At 64.6% G+C, this 26,061-nt stretch carries 38 protein-coding genes and 1 pseudogene; 36 read left to right on the top strand and 3 right to left on the bottom strand.

Annotated elements, in window-relative coordinates; genetic code table 11:
* The 29 genes and pseudogenes from F468_RS0105095 to rplQ form a co-directional block, all read left to right on the top strand.
* Positions 1–366 (top strand): annotated as a pseudogene (locus tag F468_RS0105095) (elongation factor Tu); the annotation flags it as partial.
* A 5-nt stretch (positions 367–371) separates the two neighbouring features.
* A complete protein-coding gene (gene rpsJ, locus F468_RS0105100) occupies positions 372–683 on the top strand; it encodes a 30S ribosomal protein S10 (RefSeq protein WP_012983533.1) in 312 nt (103 codons plus the stop codon).
* Positions 684–794: 111 nt separating this feature from the next.
* Entirely contained in the window at positions 795–1,439 is a 645-nt protein-coding gene (gene rplC, locus F468_RS0105105) for a 50S ribosomal protein L3 (RefSeq protein WP_012983532.1), read from the top strand.
* Positions 1,440–1,444: 5 nt separating this feature from the next.
* Positions 1,445–2,050, top strand: a complete 606-nt coding sequence (rplD, locus tag F468_RS0105110; RefSeq protein WP_026296497.1) for a 50S ribosomal protein L4 — start codon at positions 1,445–1,447, stop codon at positions 2,048–2,050.
* Positions 2,047–2,343: a 50S ribosomal protein L23 gene (gene rplW, locus F468_RS0105115; protein ID WP_012983530.1), complete on the top strand. Its 297-nt coding sequence runs from the start codon at positions 2,047–2,049 to the stop codon at positions 2,341–2,343. The genes rplD and rplW overlap by 4 nt, the downstream gene beginning before the upstream one ends.
* A 2-nt stretch (positions 2,344–2,345) precedes the next feature.
* Entirely contained in the window at positions 2,346–3,167 is an 822-nt protein-coding gene (rplB, locus tag F468_RS0105120) for a 50S ribosomal protein L2 (protein WP_018138202.1), read from the top strand.
* A 12-nt stretch (positions 3,168–3,179) separates the two neighbouring features.
* A complete protein-coding gene (rpsS, locus tag F468_RS0105125; protein ID WP_012983528.1) occupies positions 3,180–3,452 on the top strand; it encodes a 30S ribosomal protein S19 in 273 nt (90 codons plus the stop codon).
* Positions 3,453–3,461: 9 nt separating this feature from the next.
* Positions 3,462–3,800: a 50S ribosomal protein L22 gene (gene rplV / locus F468_RS0105130; protein WP_012983527.1), complete on the top strand. Its 339-nt coding sequence runs from the start codon at positions 3,462–3,464 to the stop codon at positions 3,798–3,800.
* Positions 3,801–3,802: 2 nt separating this feature from the next.
* Positions 3,803–4,483, top strand: a complete 681-nt coding sequence (gene rpsC, locus F468_RS0105135; protein WP_012983526.1) for a 30S ribosomal protein S3 — start codon at positions 3,803–3,805, stop codon at positions 4,481–4,483.
* A 12-nt stretch (positions 4,484–4,495) separates the two neighbouring features.
* Positions 4,496–4,909, top strand: coding sequence for a 50S ribosomal protein L16 (gene rplP / locus F468_RS0105140; RefSeq protein WP_012983525.1), 414 nt, complete (start codon positions 4,496–4,498; stop codon positions 4,907–4,909).
* Positions 4,909–5,100: a 50S ribosomal protein L29 gene (gene rpmC, locus F468_RS0105145; RefSeq protein WP_018138201.1), complete on the top strand. Its 192-nt coding sequence runs from the start codon at positions 4,909–4,911 to the stop codon at positions 5,098–5,100. The genes rplP and rpmC overlap by 1 nt, the downstream gene beginning before the upstream one ends.
* Before the next feature lie 4 nt (positions 5,101–5,104).
* Positions 5,105–5,371 (top strand): 30S ribosomal protein S17, encoded by a 267-nt coding sequence (gene rpsQ, locus F468_RS0105150; protein ID WP_018138200.1) that lies wholly within the window; start codon positions 5,105–5,107, stop codon positions 5,369–5,371.
* Positions 5,372–5,392: 21 nt separating this feature from the next.
* Positions 5,393–5,761: a 50S ribosomal protein L14 gene (rplN, locus tag F468_RS0105155; RefSeq protein WP_012983522.1), complete on the top strand. Its 369-nt coding sequence runs from the start codon at positions 5,393–5,395 to the stop codon at positions 5,759–5,761.
* A gap of 7 nt (positions 5,762–5,768) precedes the next feature.
* Positions 5,769–6,083 carry a 50S ribosomal protein L24 gene (rplX, locus tag F468_RS0105160; RefSeq protein WP_018138199.1) on the top strand — a complete coding sequence of 105 codons (315 nt, stop codon included), beginning with the start codon at positions 5,769–5,771 and terminating at the stop codon, positions 6,081–6,083.
* A 16-nt stretch (positions 6,084–6,099) separates the two neighbouring features.
* A complete protein-coding gene (gene rplE / locus F468_RS0105165) occupies positions 6,100–6,639 on the top strand; it encodes a 50S ribosomal protein L5 (protein ID WP_018138198.1) in 540 nt (179 codons plus the stop codon).
* A 13-nt stretch (positions 6,640–6,652) separates the two neighbouring features.
* Positions 6,653–6,958: a 30S ribosomal protein S14 gene (rpsN, locus tag F468_RS0105170; RefSeq protein ID WP_018138197.1), complete on the top strand. Its 306-nt coding sequence runs from the start codon at positions 6,653–6,655 to the stop codon at positions 6,956–6,958.
* A 13-nt stretch (positions 6,959–6,971) separates the two neighbouring features.
* Positions 6,972–7,364 carry a 30S ribosomal protein S8 gene (gene rpsH, locus F468_RS0105175; protein ID WP_018138196.1) on the top strand — a complete coding sequence of 131 codons (393 nt, stop codon included), beginning with the start codon at positions 6,972–6,974 and terminating at the stop codon, positions 7,362–7,364.
* Positions 7,365–7,374: 10 nt separating this feature from the next.
* A complete protein-coding gene (gene rplF / locus F468_RS0105180; protein ID WP_018994259.1) occupies positions 7,375–7,905 on the top strand; it encodes a 50S ribosomal protein L6 in 531 nt (176 codons plus the stop codon).
* A gap of 10 nt (positions 7,906–7,915) precedes the next feature.
* Positions 7,916–8,266 (top strand): 50S ribosomal protein L18, encoded by a 351-nt coding sequence (rplR, locus tag F468_RS0105185; protein WP_018138195.1) that lies wholly within the window; start codon positions 7,916–7,918, stop codon positions 8,264–8,266.
* Positions 8,267–8,293: 27 nt separating this feature from the next.
* Entirely contained in the window at positions 8,294–8,800 is a 507-nt protein-coding gene (gene rpsE, locus F468_RS0105190) for a 30S ribosomal protein S5 (protein ID WP_018138194.1), read from the top strand.
* A gap of 2 nt (positions 8,801–8,802) precedes the next feature.
* A complete protein-coding gene (gene rpmD / locus F468_RS0105195; RefSeq protein WP_018138193.1) occupies positions 8,803–8,982 on the top strand; it encodes a 50S ribosomal protein L30 in 180 nt (59 codons plus the stop codon).
* Positions 8,983–8,985: 3 nt separating this feature from the next.
* The gene (gene rplO, locus F468_RS0105200) at positions 8,986–9,420 is read left to right on the top strand and encodes a 50S ribosomal protein L15 (RefSeq protein ID WP_018994713.1); all 435 of its coding nucleotides are present in this window, start codon (positions 8,986–8,988) and stop codon (positions 9,418–9,420) included.
* Complete coding sequence (gene secY, locus F468_RS0105205; protein ID WP_012983512.1) at positions 9,420–10,766, top strand: preprotein translocase subunit SecY; 1,347 nt, start codon at positions 9,420–9,422, stop codon at positions 10,764–10,766. Before rplO ends, secY begins: the two co-directional genes overlap by 1 nt.
* 36 nt (positions 10,767–10,802) lie before the next feature.
* Positions 10,803–10,916, top strand: a complete 114-nt coding sequence (rpmJ, locus tag F468_RS14115) for a 50S ribosomal protein L36 (protein ID WP_012983511.1) — start codon at positions 10,803–10,805, stop codon at positions 10,914–10,916.
* A gap of 66 nt (positions 10,917–10,982) precedes the next feature.
* Positions 10,983–11,339 (top strand): 30S ribosomal protein S13, encoded by a 357-nt coding sequence (gene rpsM / locus F468_RS0105215; RefSeq protein ID WP_012983510.1) that lies wholly within the window; start codon positions 10,983–10,985, stop codon positions 11,337–11,339.
* Positions 11,340–11,360: 21 nt separating this feature from the next.
* A complete protein-coding gene (rpsK, locus tag F468_RS0105220) occupies positions 11,361–11,750 on the top strand; it encodes a 30S ribosomal protein S11 (protein WP_012983509.1) in 390 nt (129 codons plus the stop codon).
* Between the two features lie 15 nt (positions 11,751–11,765).
* Entirely contained in the window at positions 11,766–12,386 is a 621-nt protein-coding gene (gene rpsD / locus F468_RS0105225; protein WP_012983508.1) for a 30S ribosomal protein S4, read from the top strand.
* A gap of 30 nt (positions 12,387–12,416) precedes the next feature.
* Positions 12,417–13,403 carry a DNA-directed RNA polymerase subunit alpha gene (gene rpoA, locus F468_RS0105230; RefSeq protein WP_012983507.1) on the top strand — a complete coding sequence of 329 codons (987 nt, stop codon included), beginning with the start codon at positions 12,417–12,419 and terminating at the stop codon, positions 13,401–13,403.
* 42 nt (positions 13,404–13,445) lie between these two features.
* Positions 13,446–13,841 carry a 50S ribosomal protein L17 gene (gene rplQ / locus F468_RS0105235; RefSeq protein ID WP_018138191.1) on the top strand — a complete coding sequence of 132 codons (396 nt, stop codon included), beginning with the start codon at positions 13,446–13,448 and terminating at the stop codon, positions 13,839–13,841.
* Between the two features lie 85 nt (positions 13,842–13,926).
* Here rplQ and uvrA read toward each other — a convergent pair whose 3' ends face one another.
* On the bottom strand, positions 13,927–16,776 hold the full coding sequence (uvrA, locus tag F468_RS0105240; protein WP_018994261.1) for an excinuclease ABC subunit UvrA: 2,850 nt from the start codon (positions 16,774–16,776) through the stop codon (positions 13,927–13,929).
* Between the two features lie 169 nt (positions 16,777–16,945).
* Here uvrA and F468_RS0105245 point away from each other — a divergent pair, with 169 nt between their 5' ends.
* From F468_RS0105245 to lnt, 7 genes are all read left to right on the top strand, one after another.
* Positions 16,946–18,334 carry an MFS transporter gene (locus F468_RS0105245; RefSeq protein ID WP_018994715.1) on the top strand — a complete coding sequence of 463 codons (1,389 nt, stop codon included), beginning with the start codon at positions 16,946–16,948 and terminating at the stop codon, positions 18,332–18,334.
* A gap of 407 nt (positions 18,335–18,741) precedes the next feature.
* Positions 18,742–19,221 carry a single-stranded DNA-binding protein gene (gene ssb / locus F468_RS0105250; protein ID WP_018138188.1) on the top strand — a complete coding sequence of 160 codons (480 nt, stop codon included), beginning with the start codon at positions 18,742–18,744 and terminating at the stop codon, positions 19,219–19,221.
* 39 nt (positions 19,222–19,260) lie between these two features.
* Positions 19,261–20,613 carry a tRNA (N6-isopentenyl adenosine(37)-C2)-methylthiotransferase MiaB gene (miaB, locus tag F468_RS0105255; protein WP_018138187.1) on the top strand — a complete coding sequence of 451 codons (1,353 nt, stop codon included), beginning with the start codon at positions 19,261–19,263 and terminating at the stop codon, positions 20,611–20,613.
* A 3-nt stretch (positions 20,614–20,616) separates the two neighbouring features.
* The gene (locus F468_RS0105260) at positions 20,617–21,612 is read left to right on the top strand and encodes a PhoH family protein (RefSeq protein ID WP_018138186.1); all 996 of its coding nucleotides are present in this window, start codon (positions 20,617–20,619) and stop codon (positions 21,610–21,612) included.
* Positions 21,599–22,114, top strand: coding sequence for an rRNA maturation RNase YbeY (gene ybeY / locus F468_RS0105265; RefSeq protein ID WP_018138185.1), 516 nt, complete (start codon positions 21,599–21,601; stop codon positions 22,112–22,114). Before F468_RS0105260 ends, ybeY begins: the two co-directional genes overlap by 14 nt.
* Positions 22,107–23,039 (top strand): HlyC/CorC family transporter, encoded by a 933-nt coding sequence (locus F468_RS0105270; RefSeq protein ID WP_018138184.1) that lies wholly within the window; start codon positions 22,107–22,109, stop codon positions 23,037–23,039. Before ybeY ends, F468_RS0105270 begins: the two co-directional genes overlap by 8 nt.
* The gene (lnt, locus tag F468_RS0105275; RefSeq protein ID WP_018138183.1) at positions 23,039–24,538 is read left to right on the top strand and encodes an apolipoprotein N-acyltransferase; all 1,500 of its coding nucleotides are present in this window, start codon (positions 23,039–23,041) and stop codon (positions 24,536–24,538) included. The genes F468_RS0105270 and lnt overlap by 1 nt, the downstream gene beginning before the upstream one ends.
* Before the next feature lie 47 nt (positions 24,539–24,585).
* Here the strand turns inward: lnt and F468_RS0105280 are convergent, their stop codons facing one another.
* Together F468_RS0105280 and F468_RS0105285 are read right to left on the bottom strand one after the other, a co-directional pair.
* Positions 24,586–25,131, bottom strand: a complete 546-nt coding sequence (locus tag F468_RS0105280; protein ID WP_018138182.1) for a zinc ribbon-containing protein — start codon at positions 25,129–25,131, stop codon at positions 24,586–24,588.
* A gap of 61 nt (positions 25,132–25,192) precedes the next feature.
* Complete coding sequence (locus F468_RS0105285) at positions 25,193–26,047, bottom strand: DUF2189 domain-containing protein (protein WP_018138181.1); 855 nt, start codon at positions 26,045–26,047, stop codon at positions 25,193–25,195.
* Between the last annotated feature and the right edge of the window lie 14 nt (positions 26,048–26,061).

A 26,061-nucleotide genomic window follows, 5' to 3' on the forward strand; every position in this document is an offset into this window, starting at 1 on the left:
AACGTGGGCATTCTGCTGCGTGGTACCAAGCGCGACGAAGTGCAGCGTGGTCAGGTGCTGTGCAAGCCGGGTTCGATCAACCCGCACACGCATTTCGAGGCCGAGGTGTACATCCTGGGCAAGGACGAGGGTGGTCGTCATACCCCGTTCTTCAATGGTTATCGCCCGCAGTTCTACTTCCGCACGACCGACGTGACGGGTTCGGTGGAGCTGCCGGAAGGCACCGAGATGGTGATGCCGGGTGACAACGTGAAGATGACCGTGTCGCTGATCAGCCCGATCGCGATGGAAGATGGTCTGCGCTTTGCGATTCGCGAAGGCGGCCGCACCGTCGGCGCCGGCGTCGTATCCAAGATTATTGAGTGAGTGAGATGGCAAACCAGCGTATCCGAATTCGCCTGAAGGCCTTTGACCATCGACTGATCGACCGCTCGGCGGCCGAGATCGTCGAAACCGCGAAGCGCACGGGCGCCCGCGTGAAGGGGCCCATCCCGCTCCCGACCAAGCGTGAGTCGTACACGGTCCTGATCTCGCCGCACGTCAACAAGGACGCGCGAGACCAGTACGAGCTGCGTACGCACAAGCGTTTGATGGACATCCTCGATCCGACCGACAAGACCGTGGATGCCCTGATGAAGCTGGACCTCGCCGCGGGCGTGAATGTTCAGATTCGACTTAACTAACTCGTAACTTTCTGCCATACTATTGGGCTTTCCGTGGCCCGGCGGGATTGTTCGCCGGGCCACGGCTTTAGGGCGCTTGCCAGCGCCGTTCGATACGGAAGGGGTTTTGCAATGGCCATTGGACTCATCGGTCGCAAACTAGGCATGAGCCGCGTCTTCACTGACGACGGCGTCTCCGTGCCGGTGACTGTGCTGCAGGTGGACAACAATCGCGTGGTCCAGATCAAGCGCAGTGAAGGCGACGGCTACAACGCGGTCCAGGTGACGGCCGGCGCACGCAAGGCGTCCCGGGTCAGCAAGCCCGAAGCGGGGCACTATGCTGCGGCCTCGGTCGAGCCTGGGCGCGGTCTCTGGGAATTCCGTGTTGAGGCGGATGAGCTCGAGGGCCTGGCCCCGGGTGACGCCATCACGGTTGATCGCTTCGAGGAAGGTCAGGTCGTTGACGTGACCTCTCAGAGCAAGGGCAAGGGTTTCCAGGGTGCGGTCAAGCGTCATAACTTCCGCACGCAAGACGCGACCCACGGTAACTCGCTGGCGCACCGCGCCCCGGGTTCGATCGGGCAGAACCAGAGCCCGGGTCGTGTGTTCAAGGGCAAGAAGATGGCGGGCCATATGGGCGCCGAGCGCAAGACGATCCAGAACCTGAAGGTTGTTCGGGTGGATGCGGATCGCAGCCTCGTGCTGATCCAGGGCGCGGTGCCGGGTGCGCCCAGCACTGACGTGATGATTCGTCCGGCCGTCAAGGCGAAGGGTTGAAGACAATGCAAGTAACGACAGCCGATACCGGTGCCAGCGTAGAGTTGTCGCCCGTGTGCTTCGAGCGCGACTTTAACGAGTCGCTGGTGCACCAGAGCGTGGTCGCGTTCCTCGCCGGGCAGCGCCAGGGCACTCGTGCGCAGAAGACGCGCTCCGACGTGAGCGGAGGTGGTGCGAAGCCGTTTCGCCAGAAAGGCACGGGCCGCGCCCGTGCCGGTACGATCCGCAGCCCGCTGTGGACCGGTGGTGGCAAAGTCTTTGCGGCGCGCACCCGGGACTTCTCGCAGAAGCTGAACAAGAAGATGTATCGCGCCGCGATGGCGTCGATCCTCTCCGAGCTGGTCCGTCAAGAACGGCTGAAGGTAGTGGCCGACTTCGCCGTGGCAACGGGCAAGACCCGCGACGGCGTTGCCAAGCTCAAGGAGTTGGGTCTCGCGAAGGGGCTGGTCGTGCTGGCCGAGGCGGATGACATGACCGCTCGTGCGGTGGGTAACGTGCCGCATATCGACATCGTCGACGTTGCCGGCATCAATCCGGCCAATCTGGTCGGCGCGGAGACGGTCGTGATGACCGAAGCGGCGATCCGCAAGGTTGAGGAGTGGCTGGCATGAATGCGCGTCTGATGCAGGTAATTCAGGGCCCGGTGGTTTCCGAGAAATCCACCATGGCCGGCGAGGTCGGTCAGTACGTGTTCCGCGTGCTGCCCGACGCGAGCAAAGAAGAAATCAAGGCGGCGGTCGAGCATCTGTTCCAGGTGCGGGTCGAGAATGTCCGCACCCTGAACCAGCAGGGCAAGAAGAAGCGCTTTGGGCGCCTTTTTGGGCGCCGCAATCACTGGAAGAAGGCTTATGTCGCGCTGGCCGAAGGCGAGAGCATCGACATGGGTGAAGGAGACCAGGTCTAGTCATGGCGATTATCAAGACGAATCCGACTTCGGCCGGTCGTCGTCACGCGGTGCAGATCCGTGGCGACAACCTGTACAAGGGTGCGCCGCATGCCGCGCTGGTCGAGAAGAAGACCCGTAGCGGCGGTCGCAACAACACGGGCCGTATTACTACGCGGCACGTGGGTGGCGGTCACAAGCAGCGCTACCGTGTGGTCGACTTCAAGCGCAACAAGGACAACGTGCCGGCGCGGGTCGAGCGGCTGGAGTATGATCCGAACCGCAGCGCCCACCTGGCCCTGCTGCTGTACGCCGATGGCGAGCGTCGCTACATCATCGCGCCGAAGGGTCTGAACCAGGGTGATCAGGTCGCGAGTGGTAACCAGGCCCCGATTCGTCCGGGCAACGCCATGCCGCTACGCTCGATCCCGGTCGGTACCACCGTGCATTGTGTCGAGCTCAAGCCCGGCAAGGGTGCCCAGATGGTTCGCTCCGCCGGTACGTCCGCGCAGGTCGTGGCCCGCGAAGGACAGCACGCCACCCTGCGTCTAGGTTCGGGCGAGATGCGCCGCGTCCTGTCCGAGTGCCGCGCCGTGGTGGGCGAAGTTGGCCACTCCGAGCACAGCCTGAAGAAATACGGCAAGGCCGGCGCCAAGCGCTGGAAGGGTGTCCGCCCGACCGTGCGTGGTACCGCCATGAACCCGGTCGATCACCCGCATGGTGGTGGCGAAGGCCGCAACTTTGGCCGTCATCCGGTGACCCCGTGGGGTCGTCCGACCAAGGGTTACAAGACCCGCAATAACAAGCGTACCGACGGCATGATTGTGCGTCGGCGTAAGAAGTAACGGAGTCCCAGCATGCCGCGTTCACTGAAGAAAGGCCCGTTCGTCGACCACCACCTGCGCAAGAAGGTGGAAGATGCGGTCGAGAAGAACGATCGTCGACCGATCAAGACCTGGTCCCGGCGTTCGATGATCATCCCGCAGATGGTCGGGTTGACCATCGCCGTCCACAACGGCCGGCAGCACGTGCCTGTCCTCGTCAACGAGAACATGGTGGGCCACAAGCTGGGCGAATTTGCCTTGACGCGGACCTTCAAGGGTCATATCGCGAACAAGAAGTCGCGCTGAGGACGAACGATGGAAACGATTGCAAAACTGCGTTTCGCGCGGATCTCCCCGCAAAAGGCTCGCCTGGTCGCCGACCAGGTGCGTGGCCTGCGGGTGGAAGAGGCGCTCAACGAACTCACGTTCAGCGCGAAGAAGCCGGCCGCCATTGTGAAAAAGGTGCTGGAGTCCGCCATCGCGAACGCGGAGAACAACGACGGTGCCGACATCGACGAGCTGCGCATCTCGCGCATCCAGGTCGACGAAGGGCCGGTGCTCAAGCGGATGCACGCGCGTGCCAAAGGCCGCGGTAACCGCATCCTGAAGCGCACCAGCCATATCGTCATCGGCGTTAGCGAGAAGGGAGCCTAAGCATGGGTCAGAAAGTACATCCGACCGGCATCCGCCTGGGCATCTCTCGCCCGTGGTCGGCCACCTGGTACGCCGACGGCCGCGAGTTTGGCGAGACGCTGAACAACGACATCAAGTTGCGCGAGTTTCTGCAGAAGAAACTGGCCCACGCGTCGGTGAGCCGCATCAGCATCTCCCGCCCGGCGAAGGCCGCGCATATCACGATCCAGACCGCGCGTCCGGGCATCGTGATCGGCAAGAAGGGCGAAGACATTGAGAAGCTGCGCCAGGACGTGGCCCGCGAGACGGGTCTCGAGAAAGGCACGGTCAAGATCAATATTGAAGAGGTGCGCAAGCCCGAGATCGAGGCCCAGCTGGTGGCCGAAGGGATCGCGCAGCAGCTGGAGCGCCGCATCATGTTCCGCCGCGCGATGAAGCGCGCCGTCGGCAACGCGATGCGCCTCGGCGCCCAGGGCATCAAGGTGCACGTGTCCGGTCGCCTGAACGGCGCCGAGATCGCGCGCTCCGAGTGGTACCGCGAAGGCCGCGTGCCGCTGCATACCCTGCGTGCTGATATTGACTACGGGTTTGCCGAAGCGCGGACCACCTACGGGATCATTGGCGTGAAGGTGTGGATCTTCAAGGGCGAGGTCTTTGGCCTGGAGCCGACCGAAGGGACCCGTGCCGCCGCCAACGCGAGCTAGGACTGAAAGATCATGCTGCAGCCAAAAAGAACCAAGTTCCGCAAGCAGTTCAAGGGCCGTAACCGGGGCATGGCCTCGACCGGCGCCAAGGTCAGCTTCGGCGAGTACGGCCTGCAGGCCGTCGAGCGGGGCCGGATTACGGCTCGCCAGATCGAGGCCGCGCGTCGCGCGATGGTCCGCCACATCAAGCGTGGCGGGAAGATCTGGATTCGGGTGTTCCCGGATGTGCCGGTGACCAAGAAGCCGCTTGAAGTCCGTATGGGTAAGGGTAAGGGCGGCGTCGAGTACTGGGTCTGCAAGGTGCAGCCTGGTCGCATGCTCTACGAAATGGAAGGTGTGCACGAGGACGTCGCGCGTGAGGCGATGCGTCTGGCGGCAGCCAAATTGCCGGTGAAGACGGTGTTTACCCGTCGGCAGGTGATGTGATGAAAGCGAGCGAACTGAGAAAGAAATCCGACGACGAGCTCAGCACTGAGCTCGAGGCGCTCTACAAGGAGCAATTCGGGCTGCGTATGCAGAAGGCCGTCGGCCAGCTGGCGCGCCCCGACCGGGTGGGCAAGGTCCGGCGCGAGATCGCGCAGATCAAGACGCTGATGAACGAACGAAAGGCAGGCTAAGAAGATGACCGAGCAAGTCTCCAAAACCCAGCGATCCGTCGTTGGGCGCGTGATCAGCGACAAGATGGACAAGACCCGCACCGTCCTGGTCGAGCGCCGCGTGCGTCATCCGCTGTATGGCAAGTTCATTCGGCGCAGCACCAAGCTGCACGTCCATGACGAAGACAATGTCTCGCGCATGGGTGACCGTGTGCGTATCCGTGAGTGCCGGCCGATGTCCAAGCAGAAGCGCTTTGCCCTGATCGAAGTGGTCGGGCAAGACGCGCTTTAATCGGCCGCTGGGAGAGAAGTCATGATTCAAATGCAGACCGTTCTCGAGGCCGCCGATAACAGCGGCGCCCGTCGCATCCAGTGCATCAAGGTGCTGGGCGGCTCGCACCGTCGCTATGCGCGCGTGGGCGATGTGATCAAGGTGAGCGTCAAGGACGCCATCCCGCGCGGCAAGGTCAAAAAAGGCGACGTCTATAATGCGGTCGTCGTGCGCACCGCCGCGGGTGTTCGGCGCCCCGACGGTTCGATCATTCGTTTCGACCGCAATGCGGCGGTGCTGCTGAACAATCAGCATCAGCCGATCGGCACTCGTATCTTCGGGCCGGTGACGCGTGAACTGCGAGGGGAGAAGTACATGAAGATCATCTCCCTCGCCCCGGAAGTGCTGTGAGGTCGTCATGAATAAGATTCGCAAAGGCGACGACGTCGTCGTGATCGCAGGAAAGGACAAGGGCCGTCGAGGCACCATCATCAAGGTGCTGGATGGCAAGGTCCTGGTCCAGAACATCAACATGGTGAAGAAGCATCAGAAGCCCAATCCCCAGCGTGGGATCGGGGGCGGGATCATCGAGAAGGAAATGCCGATCGATGTCTCCAATGTGATGCTCTTTAACCCGGCAACCGACAAGGGTGATCGCGTGTCGTTCAAGACCCTGGAAGATGGCCGCAAGGTCCGTGTCTTCCGATCGAACGGCGAGGTCGTGGACGCATAACGCGGACGGACGGTTTATGGAACGCTTGAGAGAAGAATACGAATCCAACGTGAAGCAGGCGCTGCAGAAGCAGTTCAGCTATGCCAACGTGATGGAGATCCCGCGTGTCACCAAGGTAACCCTGAACATGGGTCTGGGTGATGCAGTTGCGGACAAGAAGATCATTGAACATGCGGTCAGCGACATGACGGCCATCGCCGGGCAGAAGCCCGTGGTGACGAAGGCCCGCAAGTCGATCGCCGGGTTCAAGATCCGTGACGACTATCCGATCGGTTGCAAGGTGACCCTTCGTAGTCGGCAGATGTACGAGTTTCTGGATCGCCTGATCAACGTGGCGTTGCCGCGTGTGCGGGATTTCCGTGGCTTCAGCGCAAAGGCGTTTGATGGCCGTGGGAACTACTCCATGGGCATCAAGGAACAGATCATCTTTCCCGAGATTGATTATGACCGTGTCGACAAGATTCGCGGCATGGACATCACGATCACAACCAGCGCGAAGACGGACGAGGAAGCCAAGGCCCTGCTAGAAGCCTTCCGTTTCCCGTTCCGGAACTAAGAGGTAGGCGCACATGGCGAAGACATCGATGATCGAGCGCGAGAAGAAGCGCGCCCATCTGGTCCAGAAATATGCCGCAAAGCGTGCGGAACTGAAGGCCATCCTGGTGGACGAAACCAAGTCCTCCGAGGAACGCCTGGCCGCGATGCATGCATTGCAGAAGCTGCCGCGTGATTCCGCGGCGGTGCGACAGACAAACCGCTGTGGCGTCACCGGTCGCCCGAAAGGTTATTACCGTCGGTTCGGCCTTGGGCGGAACAAGCTGCGGGAGCACGCCATGAAGGGCGAAATCCCGGGCCTGCGCAAGTCGAGCTGGTAAGGAGACAGAAGCAATGATGACCGATCCGATTTCCGACATGCTCACCCGCGTGCGCAATGCGCAGCGCGCGAACAAGGAGCAGGTCGCGATCCCGTTCAGCAAAGCCAAGGAGCGAATCCTCAAGGTGTTTGCCGACGAGGGCTATGTGGGCGACGTCCAGGTCGAGGGCGAGGTCGCGCAGAAGAAGCTGGTGGTGAAGCTGAAATATTTCGAGGGGCGTCCGGTCATCGAAAGCGTTGAACGGATCTCCCGCCCGGGCTTGCGGATCTACCGCGGCAAGGACGAGCTCCCGCGTATTAACCAGGGGCTCGGTGTCGCGGTGATTTCCACGCCGCAGGGTGTCATGAGTGATCGCGCAGCCCGGGCCGCCGGCCAGGGCGGCGAGGTCCTCTGCAAGATTTACTGAGGAATCAGCCATGTCGCGCATTGCAAACCTGCCGATCAAGCTGCCCAACGGCGTGGCCGTGGAGCAGGCGGACGGCGAGATCAAGGTCAAGGGCCCGAAGGGCGAGTTGCAGCTGAGCTGCCCCGAAGCCGTCACGGTCACCGTCGAAGATGGTGTCGTTCAGGTGAAGCCGAACGAACACGCCAAGAACAGCGCTCTTGCGGGTACCATCCGTGCCATCCTGGGCAACCATGTGCACGGCGTGAGCGAGGGTTTCGAGCGCAAACTCGAGCTGGTGGGCGTCGGTTACCGTGCGCAGATGCAGGGTGCCAAGCTGAATTTGACGCTAGGCTACTCGCACCCGATCGAGTTTGAAGTGCCCGAAGGGGTCACGATCGAGACGCCCAGCGCGACCGAGGTCGTAGTGAAGGGGACGGATCGCCAGAAGGTGGGCCAGGTGGCCGCGAACATTCGCGCCTTCCGCCCGCCGGAGCCCTACAAGGGCAAGGGCGTGAAGTACAAAGACGAGCGCATTGTGCGTAAAGAAGCCAAGAAGAAGTAGGTAGGCACCAGTGGACAAGAAAGAGGCCAGACTTAAGAGAGCGCGTCGCGCGCGGTTCAAGATCCGCGAGCTGGGGGTGCATCGTCTCTGTATTCACCGGACGCCGCGCCACATGTATGCCCAGATCATTGCGCCTTCGGGCGACGCGGTGGTGGCTGCTGCCTCTACCGTCGAGAAGGATCTGAAAAGCGCCGGCAACACCGGGAACGCCGACGCGGCGGCCCGTGTGGGGCAGGCGATTGCCGAGCGCGCAAAGAAAGCCGGAATCGAACAGGTCGCGTTCGACCGTGCGGGCTTTCGTTATCACGGACGGGTGAAGGCCCTGGCCGACGCCGCCCGTGAAAACGGCCTGCAGTTCTAGTCCAACGCGACCCACCGGAGAAGATAAATGGCACGTAATGATGTAAGCGAAGCCACCGACGGCCTGCAAGAAAAGCTGATCGGCGTGAACCGCGTGGCCAAAGTGGTCAAGGGCGGTCGTCAGTTCCGCTTTGCCGCGCTGACCGTGGTTGGCGATGGCGAAGGCCGCGTTGGCTTTGGCTACGGCAAAGCCCGTGAGGTCCCGCAGGCGATCCAGAAGGCGATGCAGCAGGCGCGTCAGGAGATGCGTGATGTCTCACTGAAGGACGGCACGCTGCACTATGCGGTCAACGGCCGTCATGGCGCCGCGAAGGTCTACATGCAGCCGGCCTCCGAGGGTACGGGTGTCATCGCCGGTGGTGCGATGCGCGCGGTGCTCGAGGTGGCGGGTGTGCACAACGTGCTGGCCAAGTGTGTTGGTTCGCGCAATCCGATCAACGTCGTGCAGGCGACCATCGACGGGCTCACCAAGGTGAACTCGCCCGAACGTGTCGCTGCCAAGCGCGGCAAGACTGTCGACGAAGTGACGAGCTAGTCATGAGCAAGCTGAAACTGACCCTGGTGCGCAGCACCGCCGGACGGCTGAAGAATCACAAGGCCTGTGTTCGCGGCCTCGGCCTGCGCAAGACCCACAGCACCTCTGTGATCGAGGCCACCCCCGAGAATCTCGGTATGGTCCACAAGGTGTCGTACCTGCTGAAGGTAGAGGAAGTCTGACCTATGCGACTCAACGACATTTCGAGCCCCGCCGGTGCCCGCAAGCCGGGCAAGCGCGTGGGGCGTGGCATCGGCTCCGGCCTGGGCAAGACCGGCGGTCGTGGCCACAAGGGCCAGAAGTCGCGCTCCGGCGGCTTCACCAAGACCGGCTTCGAAGGCGGTCAGATGCCGTTGCAGCGCCGTTTGCCCAAGGTGGGCTTTCGGTCGCGCAAGCAGCGCTATTCCGCCGAGGTTCGCCTGAGCGAGCTGGCCAAGGTTGGCGGTGAGGTCACGCTGGAGAGCCTGAAGAAGGCTGGCGTTATTCCCGAGATTACCCAGACCGCGAAGATCTTCGCGTCCGGTGAAGTCACCCAGGCCTGCGTCGTCAAGGGCGTGGGCGTGACCAAGGGGGCCAAGGCAGCCATTGAGGCGGCCGGCGGGAGCGTCGAGGCCGAATAATGGCGCGTGGAGCGACAGCACGATCCGGTGGCGGGCTCACCGGCTTTACCGAGTTGCGTCAACGCCTGCTGTTCGTGCTGGGCGCTCTGGTCGTCTACCGCATCGGGACGTTTATCCCGGTGCCGGGGATTAACCCAGTCGCCGTATCGCAGTTCTTCGAACAGCAAAGCGGCACGATCCTGGACATGTTCAACATGTTTTCCGGGGGTGCGCTTGAGCGGCTGTCGATCTTCGCCCTCGGGGTGATGCCGTATATTTCGGCGGCGATCATCATGCAGCTGCTGGCCGCGACCGTGCCGGCGCTGCAGCAGCTGAAGAAGGAAGGCGAGCAGGGCCGCCGCAAGATTACGCAGTACACGCGCTACGGGACTGTGGCGCTGGCGCTGTTTCAGAGTATCGGCATCGGGATCGCGCTCAACGGGCAGACCATTCAGGGCATGCCGATGGCGTTGAACCCGGGACCTATCTTCATCTTTACGGTGGTCGTCTCGCTGGTGACGGGTACCCTGTTCCTGATGTGGCTGGGTGAGCAGATCACCGAGCGCGGGATTGGTAACGGTATCTCGATCATCATCTTCGCCGGGATCGTGGCGGGTCTGCCGGGTGCGATTGGCGGCACCCTGGAGCTTGCGCGTACCGGTGAGCTGGCGGCCGCGTTTGTGGTGATCCTGATCGTGCTGGCGCTCGCGGTGACGGCCTTCGTGGTGTTCGTCGAACGCGGACAGAGGCGCGTCACGATCAACTACGCGAAACGCCAGGTCGGGAGAAAGGTTGTCGGTGGACAGTCCTCCCACCTGCCGCTGAAGTTGAACATGGCGGGCGTGATCCCGCCGATCTTCGCGTCGAGTATCATCCTGTTCCCTTCGACCCTGGGGCAATGGTTTGGACAGGCCGAAGGCATGGACTGGCTGCGCGAGCTGTCGACGACGCTTGCGCCCGGTCAGCCGCTGTACGTGGGCTTTTACGCGGCGGCGATTATTTTCTTCTGTTTCTTCTATACCGCGCTGGTGTTCAACTCGCGCGATACGGCGGAAAACCTGAAGAAGCAGGGCGCCTTTATTCCGGGGATCCGGCCGGGCGTCCAGACGGAACGGTTTATCGACGGGGTCATGACCCGGTTGACCGCGGTGGGTGCGGTGTACATTACCGCCGTGTGTCTGCTGCCGGAGTTCCTGATCCTGTACTGGAACGTGCCCTTCTACTTTGGTGGGACCTCGCTGCTGATCATCGTGATCGTAGTGATGGACTTCATGGCCCAGTTGCAATCGCACCTGGTGTCGCACCAGTACGAAGGACTGATGAAAAAGGCGAATCTGAAGGGATTCGGCGGGACCGGGATCCGCTAGACCATCCCGTTGGGAATCCGTTGAAGGAGAAAGACCATGAAGGTACGGGCATCCGTAAAGCCGATCTGCCGGAACTGCAAGGTGATCCGGCGTAATGGCGTAGTCCGCGTGATCTGCTCGGACAAGCGCCACAAACAACGTCAGGGCTAAGGCTTGGCGTCACTGGTATTCATTGCTACTATAGCCGGCTTTGCCGGTTTCTGATGGAGATGTTGGATGGCTCGCGTCGCTGGAATCAATATTCCTGACCAGAAGCACACCGTGGTTGCGCTGACCGCGATCTATGGCATTGGCCCGACTCGGGCCCGCCAGATCTGCGAGGCCGCCGGTGTGCGTCCGGAAATCAAGGTGCGGGATCTGACCGATGCCGAAGTCGACGCTCTGCGTGCGCAGATCGATCGCATTCCGGTGGAAGGGGATCTGCGCCGCGAGATCAGCATGAACATCAAGCGGTTGATGGATCTGGGCTGCTATCGCGGGGTGCGTCATCGTCGCGGCCTGCCGCTGCGCGGCCAGCAGACGCAGACGAACGCCCGGACCCGCAAGGGCCCGCGTCGCCCGATTCGTAAGTAATCAGACTGGGATCACAGGTACATGGCACAAGCGCAGACCCGGACCAAGAAAAAGGTCCGCAAAAATATCGCCGAGGGCGTGGCACACGTGTACGCCACGTTCAACAACACGATCATCACCATCACCGATCGTCAGGGCAACACGATCAGCTGGGCCACCTCGGGTGGCTCAGGCTTCCGTGGCTCGCGCAAGTCGACTCCGTTCGCAGCCCAGGTGGCCGCGGAACGTGCCGGTTCGGCCGCAGCCGAGCACGGCGTGAAGAACCTCGACGTGATGGTTCGCGGTCCGGGCCCGGGTCGCGAGTCGGCGGTACGTGCGCTGAACAATGCGGGGTTCAAGATCACGAACATCAGTGATGTCACCCCGATCCCTCACAACGGCTGCCGGCCGCCCAAGAAACGCCGCGTTTAAGGCTGGAGTTCAAGAATGGCTCGTTACATTGGACCGAAATGCAAGTTGAGTCGCCGCGAAGGCGTGGACCTGGGGCTGAAGAGCCGGGCGCGCGCGCTGGAGACCAAGTGCAAGCTGGACAAAGCCCCGGGGCAGCACGGCGAACGCCGTACCCGCCTGTCCGATTACGCCGTGCAGCTGCGCGAAAAGCAGAAGCTGCGCCGTATCTACGGGGTGCTGGAAAAGCAGTTCCGCAACTATTACAAGAAGGCCGCTCAGCGCAAGGGCTCCACGGGTGAAAACCTGCTGAAGCTGCTGGAAGGCCGTCTGGACAACGTCGTTTATCGCATGGGCTTCGGCAGCACCCGGTCCGAGGCGCGTCAGCTGGTCTCGCACCGCGCGGTGCTGGTCAATGGTCAGGTGGTGAATATCGCCGCCTACCAGGTGCAGCCGTCCGACGTCGTCAGCATTCGCGAGAAGGCACGCAAGCAGGTGCGTATCCAGGATTCCATGACCCTGGCCGAGCAGAGCGGTTTTCCGTCCTGGGTGGAAGTGGACACGAGCAAGTTCGAGGGCACCTTCAAGGCGATCCCGGACCGCTCCGACCTGCCCGCCGACATCAACGAGTCGCTCGTCGTCGAGCTGTACTCGAAGTAACCGTATAGCGGCCTTCCGCCAGGAGACACCATGCAGTCCAACGAACTGGTCAAGAAACAACAGATCGAGGTCGAGGCCGAGAATCGGAACCAGGCCAAGGTCGCGCTGGAGCCGCTCGAGCGGGGCTTCGGTCATACGCTGGGCAACGCCCTGCGCCGCGTGCTGCTGTCGTCGATCCCGGGTGCCGCGATCGTCGAGGCCCGTATCGAGGGCGTGCTGCACGAGTACACCGCGATCGAAGGTGTGCAGGAAGACGTGGTCGACATCCTGCTGAACCTGAAGGGTGTGGCGCTGCGCATGCACAGCCGCGAAGAGTCGACGCTGAGCCTGAAGAAAAAGGGCCCGTGCGTGGTGACCGCCGGTGACATCACCGTGGATCACGATGTCGAAGTCGTGAACCCGGAACATGTGATCGCGACGATCACCAAGAATGTAGAAATCGACATGACCCTGACCGCCCGTGCCGGGCGCGGCTACGAGCCGGTGAGTACTCGACGTCAGGCCGAAGGTGACGAGACCGGCATTGGCCGGCTGCTGCTGGATGCCAGCTTTAGCCCGATCCGCCGTGTCGCCTACCGTGTCGAGAGCGCCCGTCTGGCGCAGCGCACCGACATGGATCGCCTGGTGCTGGAGCTGGAAACGAATGGTGCGATCGCACCGGATGACGCGGTGCGTCAGGCGGCGACGATCCTGCAGGGTCAGCTGGCCCCGTTCGTCGATCTCCAGGAAGAGACGGGCGAGGTGCCGGGCACGACCGCTGGCGCGATCGATCCGATCCTGCTGCGTCCGGTGGACGAGCTGGAACTGACCGTGCGTTCGGCGAACTGCCTGAAGGCGGAGAACCTGTACTACATTGGTGATCTGGTCCAGCGTACCGAGGTTGAGCTGCTGCGTGCGCCCAACCTGGGCAAGAAGTCGCTGACCGAGATCAAGGACACGCTGGCCACTCACGGTCTGTCGCTCGGGATGCGTCTCGAGAACTGGCCGCCGCCGGGTCTGCGCGACGACAACGAGTAATCACGGCGCTTCGCGCCAACCGTATTTCAGAGGAAATCTCTCATGCGTCATCGTCATTCCGGCCGTCAGCTGGGCCGTAACAGCTCGCACCGCAAGGCCACTTTTCAGGCCCTGTCCGTGGCCCTGTTCCGGCACGAACTGATCAAGACCACGCTGCCGAAGGCCAAAGAGCTTCGCCGTGTGGCCGAGCCGCTGATCACCCTCGCGAAGGAAGACAGCGTGCACGGTCGTCGTACGGCGTTCGCCCGCCTTCGTGACAAGGAGATCGTGGGCAAGCTGTTCACCGAGCTGGGTCCGCGCTACGAGGGTCGGCCGGGTGGCTACCTGCGCATCCTGAAGTGCGGGAACCGCGCAGGCGACAACGCGCCGATGGCGTATGTCGAGCTGGTCGATCGGCCGGAGCCGAGTGCAGATCAGGAGAACGGCGAAGCCGCCTGATAGGCGACTGCTCGCGCATTAAAAAGCCGGCCTCTTGGGCCGGCTTTTTTGCGTCTGGGGGAAGGCAAACTCCCCCGGCGAAGTATCAGGCGGATGCGACTCGATTCTGGCGTGTATCGAGCAAGGGCGCCAGAAAGCGGCCTGTGTGGCTGCGCGGGGTACTGGCGACCGCCTCGGGGGTGCCGGCCACCAACAGCTCGCCACCGCCGCTACCGCCCTCTGGTCCAATGTCGATCAGCCAGTCGGCAGTCTTGATCACATCGAGGTTGTGTTCGATCACGACGATCGTATTGCCGTGGTCGCGCAGGCGGTGGAGTACTCGCAAGAGCTGGGCGATGTCCTCGAAATGCAGGCCGGTGGTGGGCTCGTCGAGGATGTACAGGGTGCGGCCGGTATCGCGTTTGGACAGCTCGCGCGCCAGCTTGATGCGCTGGGCCTCGCCACCGGACAGGGTGGTGGCGTTCTGGCCGAGCTGGATGTAGGACAGTCCGACCTCCATCAGCATCTCGAGCTTGCGATGGATCACTGGGACGGGCTGGAAGAACTCCAGGGCCTCCTCGACCGTCATCTCCAGTACCTCGTGGATGCTCTTGCCCTTGTAGCGGACCTCCAGGGTCTCGCGGTTGTAGCGCTTGCCCTTGCAGACGTCGCAGGGGACGAAGACATCCGGCAGGAAGTGCATCTCCACCTTGATCACGCCGTCGCCCTGGCAAGCCTCGCAGCGGCCGCCGCGCACGTTGAACGAGAAGCGACCGGGCTTGTAGCCGCGCGAGCGGGCCTCGGCGGTGGCGGCAAACAGCTCACGGATCGGCGTGAACAGGCCGGTGTAGGTCGCGGGGTTCGAGCGCGGGGTGCGGCCGATCGGGCTCTGGTCGATGTCGACGACCTTGTCGATTAGCTCGAGGCCGTCGATGCGCTCGTGCGGCGCGATCGTGTGGCGCCCGCCATGCAGGGCCACGGCGACGGCCGGGTAGAGCGTATTGTTGACCAGGGTCGATTTGCCGGATCCGGAGACGCCGGTGACACAGGTGAGCAGGCCCGTCGGGAACGCGAAGTCGCCGCCCTTCAGGTTGTTGCCGCGCGCGCCGATCACGCGGATCTCGCGCTCGGGGTCCGGTTCGACGCGCTTCTCCGGGACGGCGATCGCGCGTGTCCCGGTGAGATAGGCCCCAGTCAGTGAATCCGGTGTGCGGGCCACCTCGTCGGGGGTGCCGGCGGCGACGATCTGCCCACCATGACGGCCCGCACCGGGGCCGATATCGACCACATGATCGGCGGCACGGATCGCATCCTCGTCGTGCTCGACGACCACCACCGTGTTGCCGAGATCCCGCAGGTGACAAAGCGTCTTCAGTAGGCGCTCGTTGTCGCGCTGGTGCAGGCCGATCGACGGCTCATCGAGGATGTACATCACCCCCACCAGGGCCGACCCGATCTGTGACGCCAGCCGGATACGCTGGGCCTCGCCGCCCGACAGCGTGTCGGCGGAGCGATCCAGGGTCAGATAGTCGAGCCCGACATCGTTCAGGAATCCCAGGCGCGCGCCGATCTCGCGCACGATCTTCTCTGCGATCTGGGCGAAGCGTCCCGGCAGGCGCAGCTCGCCGAAGAAGGCCCGGGCATCGGCCACGCTCATGTGCGTGACCTCGGGCAGCGTGAGGTCGCTGACGAACACGTGGCGCGCCGCGGAGTTCAGGCGCGTGCCGTGGCACTCGGGGCAGGCCTGTTCGGCCAGGTAGCGCCCCAGTTCCTCGCGTACGGCTGCGGAGTCGGTCTCGCGGTAGCGCCGTTCCAGGTTCGGGATCACCCCTTCGAACACGCGCTCGTCCGTGCGCAGGCGGCCATTCGCGGCCGGGGTCGACAGCTTGACCTTGTCCTTGCCGGAGCCGTGCAGCACCACGGCGCGGACCTCGGCCGGCAGCTCCTGCCAGGGGCTCTCGACGTCAAAGCCGTAATGCCGGGCCAGGCTGTTCAGCAGACTGAAGTACCAGGCATTGCGCCGGTCCCAGCCACGCACCGCCCCGCCAGCCAGACTCAGTTCGGGTTGCGAGACCACCCGCTCCGGGTCGAAGTACTGGCGCACGCCGAGGCCATCACAGGTGGGGCAGGCGCCGGCCGGGTTGTTGAACGAGAACAGCCGGGGCTCCAGCTCGCGCAGCGCATAGCCGCAGACGGGGCAGGCATAGCGCGCGGAAAAAATCATGGGCTCGCGTTCGGGCTCGTCCATCCAGGCGATCAGCGCCAGCCCGTCGGCCAGCTCGGTCGCCGTCTCGAAGGACTCGGCCAGGCGCTGGCGCAGGTCCTCGCGGACCTTGAAACGGTCGATCACGATCTCGATGTTGTGCTTGCGCTTGGCATCCAGCGCGGGCAGGGCATCGAGGTCGTGGATCTCGCCATTGATGCGGGCGCGCAGGTAGCCCTGGGCGCGCATGGACTCCAGCAGCTTGTGGTGCTCGCCCTTGCGTCCGCGCACGATCGGGGCCAGCAGCATCACCTTCTCGCCCTCGGGCAGATCCAGCACCTGATCCACCATCTGCGAGATGGTCTGGGCGGCCAGGGTCTCGCCGTGTTCCGGGCAGCGCGGCTCGCCGGCGCGCGCGAACAGGAGGCGCAGGTAGTCGTAGATCTCGGTGATGGTGCCGACCGTGGAGCGCGGGTTGTGCGAGGTGCTCTTCTGTTCGATGGAGATCGCCGGCGACAGGCCCTCGATCTGGTCCACGTCCGGCTTTTCCATCATCGACAGGAACTGGCGGGCGTAGGTGGACAGGCTCTCTACGTAGCGGCGTTGCCCCTCGGCAAACAGGGTGTCGAAGGCCAGCGACGACTTGCCGGAGCCGGACACGCCCGTGATCACGATCAGCCGGTCGCGCGGCAGGTCGAGATCGATGTTCTTCAGGTTGTGGGTGCGGGCCCCGCGGATGCTGATGCTGTCCATGGATCGGTATCGACTCCACCTGGTTGTGCAAGATGCGCCCGGCAGACTGCCCTGAGGCGCAAACCGCTCATGGTAACACTGCGGCGATCGCCGCCATGGTTTCCGTGGCGTTGTTGCCGGTAAACTCGGCACGCATGACAGCCCGTCCTTCCCTGCGGATTCCACCGGCATGACGCCCCGCGAGCTGCGCGCGACCTCCGGGCTCGCGGCCATCTATGGCGTGCGCATGGCCGGTCTGTTCATGGTGCTGCCGGTGTTCATGCTGCACCTGGACGCGCTCGCGGGTGCGACCCCGCTCCTGATGGGGCTGGCGCTGGGGATCTACGGCCTGACCCAGGCCCTGCTGCAGATTCCGTTTGGTCTGTTGTCCGACCGGCTGGGCCGCAAGCCACTGATCCTCGGCGGGCTCGTGCTCTTCGTGCTCGGGAGTCTGGTCGCGGCCCTGGCGGAGACCGTGCACGGGGTGATCCTGGGGCGGGCGCTGCAGGGCGCCGGGGCGGTGGCCGCGGTGATCCTCGCGCTGACCGCCGATCTGGTGGGCGAGGAGCGACGTATGCGCGCACTCGCGGTGATCGGACTGACCATCGGGCTGACCTTTACCGCCTCGATGGCGCTGGGGCCGGTCGTCGATCGCGCGGCCGGGTTGAGCGGGGTCTTCGGCCTGTCCGCATTGCTCGGGGTGCTGGCGATCGTGATCCTGCTGTTCTGGGTGCCCAACCCGGAGCGCTCGCGGCAGCACCCGGACATGGTCCCCATGTGGTCCGCGCTGCCGCAGGTGCTGCGCGAACCGGAGCTGCTGCGCCTGAATCTCGGCATCTTCGTGCTGCACCTGGTGCTGGCGGCCAATTTCCTCGTGATCCCGCTGCTGCTGGTCGAGTACCTGGGGCTGGCCGGCGCCGAGCACTGGCGCTTTTATGTCCCGGTGCTGCTGGCGGGCTTTGCCCTGATGCTGCCGGGGATCATCCTGGGCGAGCGCCGCCGACGGGTGCATACGGTGATGCGCGGGGCGATTGCCCTGCTCGTGCTGGTCCAGCTCCTGCTGGCGCTGGTCCTCTTCAATGGCATGGGTATGTGGCTTTTTGTGGGTCTGATGGTGGCGTTTTTCGCCGCCTTCAATCTGCTGGAGGCCGGGCTGCCGTCCCTGGTCGCGCGGGAGGCGCCGGTCGCGCACAAGGGGACGGCCATGGGCGGCTTTGCCACGGCGCAGTTCCTGGGAATCTTCGCCGGGGGCGTGGTCGGGGGTGGCGTGCTGACCCTTACGGGGCCCGCCGGTGTCTTTCTTGCCTCCGTCCCCCTGCTGCTGATCTGGTTTGTGGTCGCCTGGCGCATGCAGCCACGCTATCGATCCAACCGTGTACTGGGGATTCCCGCCCACTGGGCGGGGCGCGAGGCCGAGCTGCGCTTCGCGCTGGCGGGCTGGCCCGGCATCGTGGAGGTGGCGCTGTCGCCCGATGCGCGGTCGCTGTACCTCAAGGTCGATCCCGGCGGGCCGGATACGGAGGCCCTGGTGGCCTGGCTGGCGCAGCCCCCCGATGGGGTGGCCGCGCGCGGGGGTTGAGCAGTGCCATCGGCGTTTGTGGCAATACCGCAAACGGGCGCTGCCGGCTCGCGGGCGCCCTGCTACAATTAAGGAAACACTGACCAATGTACGCGCTTGCGCTCGAGTCGCTTTTGCGTGCGAACAAGGCGCGGTGACTGCCGTGCAGTCATTCTGCACAAGGGAGCCGCAACGCCGTGCGCATGCCAGTTTTTGATTACAACGGGCGGCCGAGCCCCTTCGGGGTTGGCACCCCAGGTTCCCCGATCCTGCGTTGCGCCGCTTGCGGGTAGAACCACTACCCGCTGCACGACGCGCCTTGTCTCGGAAAACCTGGGGTACCAACGCGAGCGTGTACATTGATCAGTGTTTCCTTAACGGTTCGTTTCCCGCGCCCTGCACAAGGCGTCAGACACTAAGGAGTTCCCATGGCCCGCGGCGTCAACAAAGTCATCCTGCTCGGTAATCTCGGGGCCGACCCGGAAAAGCGCGAGACCCCCAACGGGGTTACCGTGACCAATCTGCGTCTGGCCACCTCGGAGCAGTGGACCGACAAGAACTCCGGCGAGAAGCGCGAGAACACCGAATGGCACCGGGTGGTGATGTTCGGGCGTCTGGCCGACATCGCCGCGCAGTACCTGTCCAAGGGCTCGCAGGTCTATATCGAGGGCAAGATCCAGACCCGCAAGTGGCAGGACCAGTCCGGCAATGACCGCTACAGCACCGAGGTGGTCGCCAACGACATGCAGTTGATCGGCGGTCGTGGTGGTGGCGGTGGCGGCGGGTTCGACCAGGACCCGGGCTATGGCGGCGGCAATGCCTATGGCGGTGGCGGCCAGCAGGGCGGCAACCGCAGCAGCGCCCCGGTCTCCGGTGGCGCCTTCGATGACGACGACGTCCCGTTCTAAAGGGATGTCCCCGACGTCCACCAACACAAGTACGCACGCATGATCCGCAAGGTCTACATCCAGACGCACGGGTGTCAGATGAACGAGTACGACTCCGACCGCATGCTCGACGCGCTGCGCGAGCTGCACGGGGCGGAGCGTACCGATGACCCCGAGCAGGCCGATCTCCTGCTGATGAACACCTGCTCCATCCGCGAGAAGGCACAGGAGAAGGTGTTCTCGCTGCTGGGGCGCTGGCGCCAGATCAAGGAGCGCCGACCGGAGGTGATCATCGGGGTTGGCGGCTGTGTCGCCAGCCAGGAGGGCGACGCCCTGCGCGAGCGCGCGCCCTACGTGGATCTGGTGTTCGGGCCGCAGACCCTGCACCGCCTGCCGGCGATGATCCAGTCGGTGCGCCGCGAGCGGGCGCCGGTGGTGGACATCTCCTTCCCCGAGATCGAAAAGTTCGACCGCCTGCCCGAGCCGAAGGCCGATGGCCCGACCGCGTTCGTCTCGGTGATGGAGGGCTGTTCCAAGTACTGCAGCTTCTGCGTGGTGCCCTATACCCGCGGTGACGAGATCAGCCGGCCGTTCGACGACGTGATCGCCGAGGTCGTGGCGCTGGCCGGGCAGGGGGTCAAGGAGATCAACCTGCTGGGGCAGAACGTGAATGCCTACCGCGGGCCGATGGAAGACGGTGACACCGCCGACCTCGCGCTGCTGATCCACTACGTCGCCGCGGTGGACGGGATCGAGCGCATCCGTTTTACCACCTCGCATCCGGTGGAGTTTTCCGATTCGCTGATCCAGGCCTATGCCGACGAGCCCAAGCTGGTCAGCCACTTGCACCTGCCGGTACAGAGCGGTTCCGACCGCATCCTGGCGCAGATGAAGCGTGGCCACACGATTCTGGAATACAAGTCCAAGATCCGCCGCCTGCGCGAGGCGCGTCCGGACCTGGACCTGTCCTCCGACTTCATCGTCGGCTTCCCCGGCGAGACGGACGCCGACCACGCGGCGACCATGAAGCTGATCGAGGAGCTGCACTTCGACTTCTCCTTCAGCTTCATCTACAGCGCCCGTCCGGGTACGCCAGCGGCCTCGCTGCCGGACGACGTGCCGCTGGCTACCAAGAAGGCTCGCCTGGCCGAGCTGCAGGCCCTGATCGAACAGCACGGGCGCGAGCGCAACCAGGCCATGGTCGGCAACATCGAGTCGGTCCTCATCGAGGGCCCGGCCAAGCGCAATCCGGGCGAACTGGCCGGGCGCACGGCAAACAACCGCATCGTGAACTTCGCGGGCGACCCCAGCCTGATCGGACAGATGATCCCGGTCGAGATCACCGAGGCCCTGGCGCATTCCCTGCGCGGCCGTGCGGTCGAGCGGGCGATGCCCGCCGCCGTCGGCGCCTGATTGATGAGTAATCGTCTGGATTTCACCCTGGAGCCGGGGGACCAGGAGACGCTGGCGCGTCTGTCCGGTCCGCTGGATGCCCATCTGCGCCTGATCGAGTCGCGCCTGGGCGTAGCCGTGCACAATCGCGGGCCGCGCTTCAACCTGACCGGGCCGAAGGCCGCGGTACAGGCCGCCGGCGCGCTGATTCACGACCTCCACCGCATGGCGCAGGAGGAACCGGTCAGCCTGGAGCAGGTGCATACGGCACTGCAGACCGCGCACATGGAAGGGTTGGCGGAGGCCGAGCCGGCCGCCGCCGATCCCGCCTTGCGTCTGAAGCGCGCGGTGATCCGGGGCCGTGGTCCGCGCCAGAGCCGCTACCTGGCCTCGATCCAGCAGCATGACCTGAGCTTCGGGATTGGGCCCGCCGGGACCGGCAAGACCTTTCTCGCGGTGGCCGCCGCTGTCGCGGCGCTGGAGCAGGACCGCGTGCAGCGCCTGGTGCTGGTGCGTCCGGCGGTGGAGGCGGGCGAGCGCCTGGGTTTCCTGCCTGGCGATCTCGCGCAGAAGATCGACCCCTACCTGCGCCCGATGTACGACGCCCTGTATGAACTGATGGGCTTCGACCAGACCGCGCGTCTGATGGAGCGCCAGGTGATCGAGGTGGCCCCGCTGGCCTACATGCGCGGGCGCACGCTGAACGAGGCCTTCATCATCCTCGACGAGGCACAGAACACCACCGTCGAGCAGATGAAGATGTTCCTCACCCGGATCGGCTTTGGTTCCACGGCGGTCGTCAATGGCGATATCACCCAGGTGGATCTGCCGCGCGGCCAGCGTTCGGGCCTGAAGCACGCGATGCAGATTCTGCAGGGCGTGGAGGGGGTGAGCATTACGCGGTTCCAGGCGGGCGATGTGGTGCGCCACCCGCTGGTGCAGCGCATCGTCGAGGCCTACGACGCACACGAGGATGACGCGGCACAGGAGGGCGGACCCCGAGGCGATGGCGACGCTTGAGGTCGTGGTCCAGTATGCCCTGCCGCGTCGGGGGATCCCGTCCGCCGTTACCCTGCACCGGGCCGCGCGCGCCGCATGGCGCGGGGCCGGCCGGGCCCGCGTAACCCTGCGCGTGGTGGATGCCGACGAAGGCCTGGAACTGAACCGGGGCTTTCGCGGGCGTGCCTACGCCACCAACGTATTGTCCTTCCCCGCCCCCGATCTGCCCGCGATGGCGGCGGGCGAGCCGCACTATCTCGGCGATATCGTGCTCTGTGCGCCGGTGCTCGCGCGCGAGGCGGCCGAGCAGGGCAAGTCCCTGCGGGCCCATTACAATCACATGGTGGTGCATGGGCTGCTGCATCTGCAGGGCATGGATCACCAGGAACCCGGCGAGGCCGAGGCGATGGAGGCCGTTGAGCGCTCGATCCTGGCCGGGTTAGGCTATCCCGACCCCTATCAGACCGGCTCTCCGGCCCGTGACCCAAGCGCGCCCGCCACCGGAACCGTCCCCAATGCCTGAACCCGTACCCGACGAGCAACCTACCTGGCGGCGCTGGCTGGAGCGCGCGAAGACGCGCCTGTGGCCGCGCCGCGACCCTGCCACCCGCCCCGAATTGATCGAGACGCTGCGCGATGCGCACGGTCGCGAGCTGGTCGACCCGGAGGCCCTGACCATGCTCGAGGGCGTGCTCAACGTGGCCGACATGCAGGTGCGCGACATCATGATCCCGCGTGCGCAGATGGAGGTCGTCCGCCGCGACGCGCGCCTGTCCGAGTTCCTGCCGGACGTGGTCGCCTCCGCGCACTCGCGCCTGCCGGTGGTCGGGGACCACCGCGACGAGGTCGTCGGTGTCCTGCTGGCCAAGGACCTGCTGCGCTTTTTCGGCGAGCCCGACGATGCCGCCTTCGACATGCAGGAGATCCTGCGCCCGGCGGTGTTCGTGCCGGAGAGCAAGCGCCTGAACGTGCTGCTGAAGGAGTTCCGCCTGAGCCGCAACCACATGGCGATCGTGGTGGACGAGTACGGTGGCGTGGCCGGGCTGGTGACCATCGAGGACGTGCTGGAGCAGATCGTCGGCGAGATCGAGGACGAGCACGATGTCGAGGACTACCTGACCCAGATCATGCAGCACCCCGGCGGGCGCTACACCATCAAGGCGCTGACGCCGATGGAGGAGTTCAACGCCTACTTCCAGACCGCCTACAGCGAGGACGACTTCGACACCATCGGCGGACTGGTGCTGTCGCACTTCGGCCATGTGCCGCGACGTGGTGAGCAGATTGTGATCGACGGGATGCGCTTTCGTGTGCTGCGCGCGGACAACCGCCGCCTGCATCTGCTGGAGATGCGCCTGCCGGAGCCCGACGTGATCCCGGTCTCGGATGACTCTGGCCAGACCTTCGAGGGCCAGCCGACCGACAGCGGCGAGCACAAGGGGGCCTGATGCAGCCACTGGCCGAGCGTCTGCCTGCCTGGGCCATCACAGTGCTGGCCCTGGTCTCAGGGGCGGGGGCGACCCTCGCCTTTGCCCCGGTCGGCTGGTTCCTGGCCGCGCCCCTGGGGCTGGCCGTCTGGTTTGGCCTGCTGATCGACGCACCGCCGCGGCAGGCCGCCTGGACCGGCTATGCCTTCGGGCTCGGGTTCTTCGGGGCCGGCGTGACCTGGATCTTCAACAGCCTGCTGGTATTCGGGCAGGCCCCCCTGGTGGTGGCCTCGTTCATCACCGTGCTCTTCGTACTGATGATGGCCCTTTATCCGGCCCTGCTCGCGGGGCTGGCCGCCCGTTTTCTGCCGCTGACGCGACCAGCCGGGCTGCTGGCCCTGGCCGGGGGTGTGGTGCTGATGGAACTGGCCCGGTCCTGGCTGTTCTCGGGCTTCCCCTGGCTGCTGTTCGGGCACACGGTGCTGGACACCCCACTGCAGGGCTGGCTGCCCCTGGCCGGGGAGCTGGGCGCCGGGCTGATGGTCGCGTTGCTCGCGGTGGCCGTGGTCAGTGTATTTCTGCCGGGAAAGCGCTGGCTGGGAGCAGGGCTGGCCGTCACGGTGGTGATCGCATCGCTGGCACTGGGGCTCGTGCGCTGGGTGGAGCCCACCGGCGAGGAGATCCCGGTCGCGATGGTGCAGGGCAACATCGACCAGGCCCGCAAATGGGCCCCGGACGGGATCGAGTATTCGCTGGATATCTATCAGGAGTTGACCCGCGAGGCCGTCGGGGATGCGTTGATCGTCTGGCCGGAGACCGCGATACCGGCGTTCTATACCGAGGTTCACCGTCCTCTGGAAGGCATTGCGAGCGAGCTCGCCGAGGCCGGTGGCGAGCTGGTGGTCGGTATCTTCGATTACGAGGCCGAGGGGCGGGATGTCTTCAACTCGGTGGTGCATGTCGGCAGTGGCGTGGGCTACAACAAGCGCCAGCTGGTGCCCTTTGGCGAGTACATCCCGCTGCGCGATCGCCTGGCCTGGCTGGACCGGCTGCTGCAGATCCCGATGTCGGACCTCTCCCCGGGCAGGGGCGATGGCCGCATGGAGATGGCCGGGACGACCGCCGGGGTCAGTATTTGCTACGAGTCCGCCTATTCCCGTCACATTCGCGCGGCACTGCCGGAGGCCGGATTCCTGGTCAACGTCTCCAACGACGCCTGGTTCGGCGACAGCCTGGCCCCGGCCCAGCACCTGCAGATTGCCCGGGTGCGCGCGGTGGAGACCGGGCGCCCGATGGTGCGTTCGACCAACACGGGCATCTCGGCGCTGATCGATGCCGATGGCCGTATCCTGGAACGCTCGGGTCTGTTTACCCGCGAGGTGGTCCGCGGGACGCTGGAGCCGCGCACCGGGCTGACCCCCGCCGCCGCGCTGGGCGAGGGCCCGGCGGTGCTGGCTGCGCTGGTACTGGTGGTGCTGGGTGCGGCGGTGGGTCGCCGCACCCGGTCACAGTCGGTCTGACGTTTCCGCTGGACTATGAGCCTGTCGGACCTGGGACTGATCGGCTCCTAGGCCTCTGCGGTCTCGCTGGCGCCCGGGCCACGGCGAAAGGTCGTGTTATGGCAGTTGGAGCAGGGCGGAATGCGCGCGACCTTGGTCATGTGCAGTGCATGGCCGCATTTCTTGCACAACAGCTCGCCGGGGCCAGTGATCTCGCCGGTGTGCCATTCGCCCATCACCTGGGCGCGGGCGGTCAACTCGGTGATCTCGATGCGAGTCCTGTCGGCGATGCGCTCCAGCGCATTGAGAACACTGGCCTCGATCAGCCCGAGGTCGATCCGCAGCCAGCCGCGCCAGTCCTCGCTGCGGCTGTCCAGGTAAGCCCCCAGGTCCTGCAGGTCGCGGCGCAGATAGTCCATGACCTCGTGGGCCTCCTCGCGCGTGAGGTCGCTGGCCTTCTGTACGCGGTCGCGGGCGTTTTCCAGTGTCTCGGTGATCGCCTTGCTGGTCTTGTCCTCCAGTTTTTCGAGATCTTCGGTGACCTCGTGCAGCATCCGGTGGTAGGCGCTGCTCAGTCGGTTCTCGCGTTCCTCGTCCCTGCGTTCTTCGCTCATCGATTCCTCCGTCGATTGTTGGGGAGGGGCGGTTGCCCCCCTCCCAAGGATTAGAGCCTTTTTACGCAGTTTCGACCAGATCCCGGTAGCCGTGCCACATCGCAAAGCCGAGCCACGGGAAGATCACGATCAGTGCCAGCAAGGCCGTGGCCACCGAGATCACGAACAGGGTGGTAATGATCAGCCCCCACAGGATCAGCGTGCCCCGGTTGTGGTTGAAGGCCTTCAGGCTCATCCCGATCGCGTCGACCAGCGTGGTCTGCGGGGCCTCCTCGCGGGCGCGGTGATCGATCATGGCGGGCAAGGTGACGAGGCTCAGTACGAAGACTATGAGCCCGAACACCACGGCGGCCACGACTACCCCGATCAGGGAGATGATCCCGGAGCCGGTGGTCAGCATGGTGCCCACCAGGTGATGCAACTGCCCGGTCACACCCAGTTCGCCGATATTCAGCACGGCGACCCACATCCAGACGAAGCTCGCCCAGATAACGAAGATCAGGGCCAGCAGCAGGGCGAATACCCAGACCGATCCCCCCAGATGGGTAAGCCAGCCGAGGCCTGCGCCAGTGGAATGGCCCTGTTCGCGTTCCATCGCCAGGTAGTTCACGCCGACGGCGAGCACCGGCCCCAGGAACAGGAAGCCGGCCAGGAAGGAAAAGGCCATCCAGGGCTGGTTCCATGACATTCCCAGCAGCACCAGGCCGACGATGGCGATGACCAGGCCGTGTATCAGGGCCACGGGTGTTTTCCAGAGGTCTCGCCAGCCCTTGCCCAGCCAGGTCCCGAGATGGTCGGGCTCCACTGTGCGGATTGCGGGACTCTCGGTCTCGGGTGTGTGTTCTCTTTCGACTTCGCCCAGGTCTTCGGGATAGGCGCGCTTCACAACGGGGATTTCGTCCTTTTCCTCACTCATGTCCTCAACTCCTT

It is taken from the genome of Thioalkalivibrio sp. ALJ2, from assembly GCF_000378325.1.
In the GTDB taxonomy this organism is placed as follows: domain Bacteria; phylum Pseudomonadota; class Gammaproteobacteria; order Ectothiorhodospirales; family Ectothiorhodospiraceae; genus Thioalkalivibrio.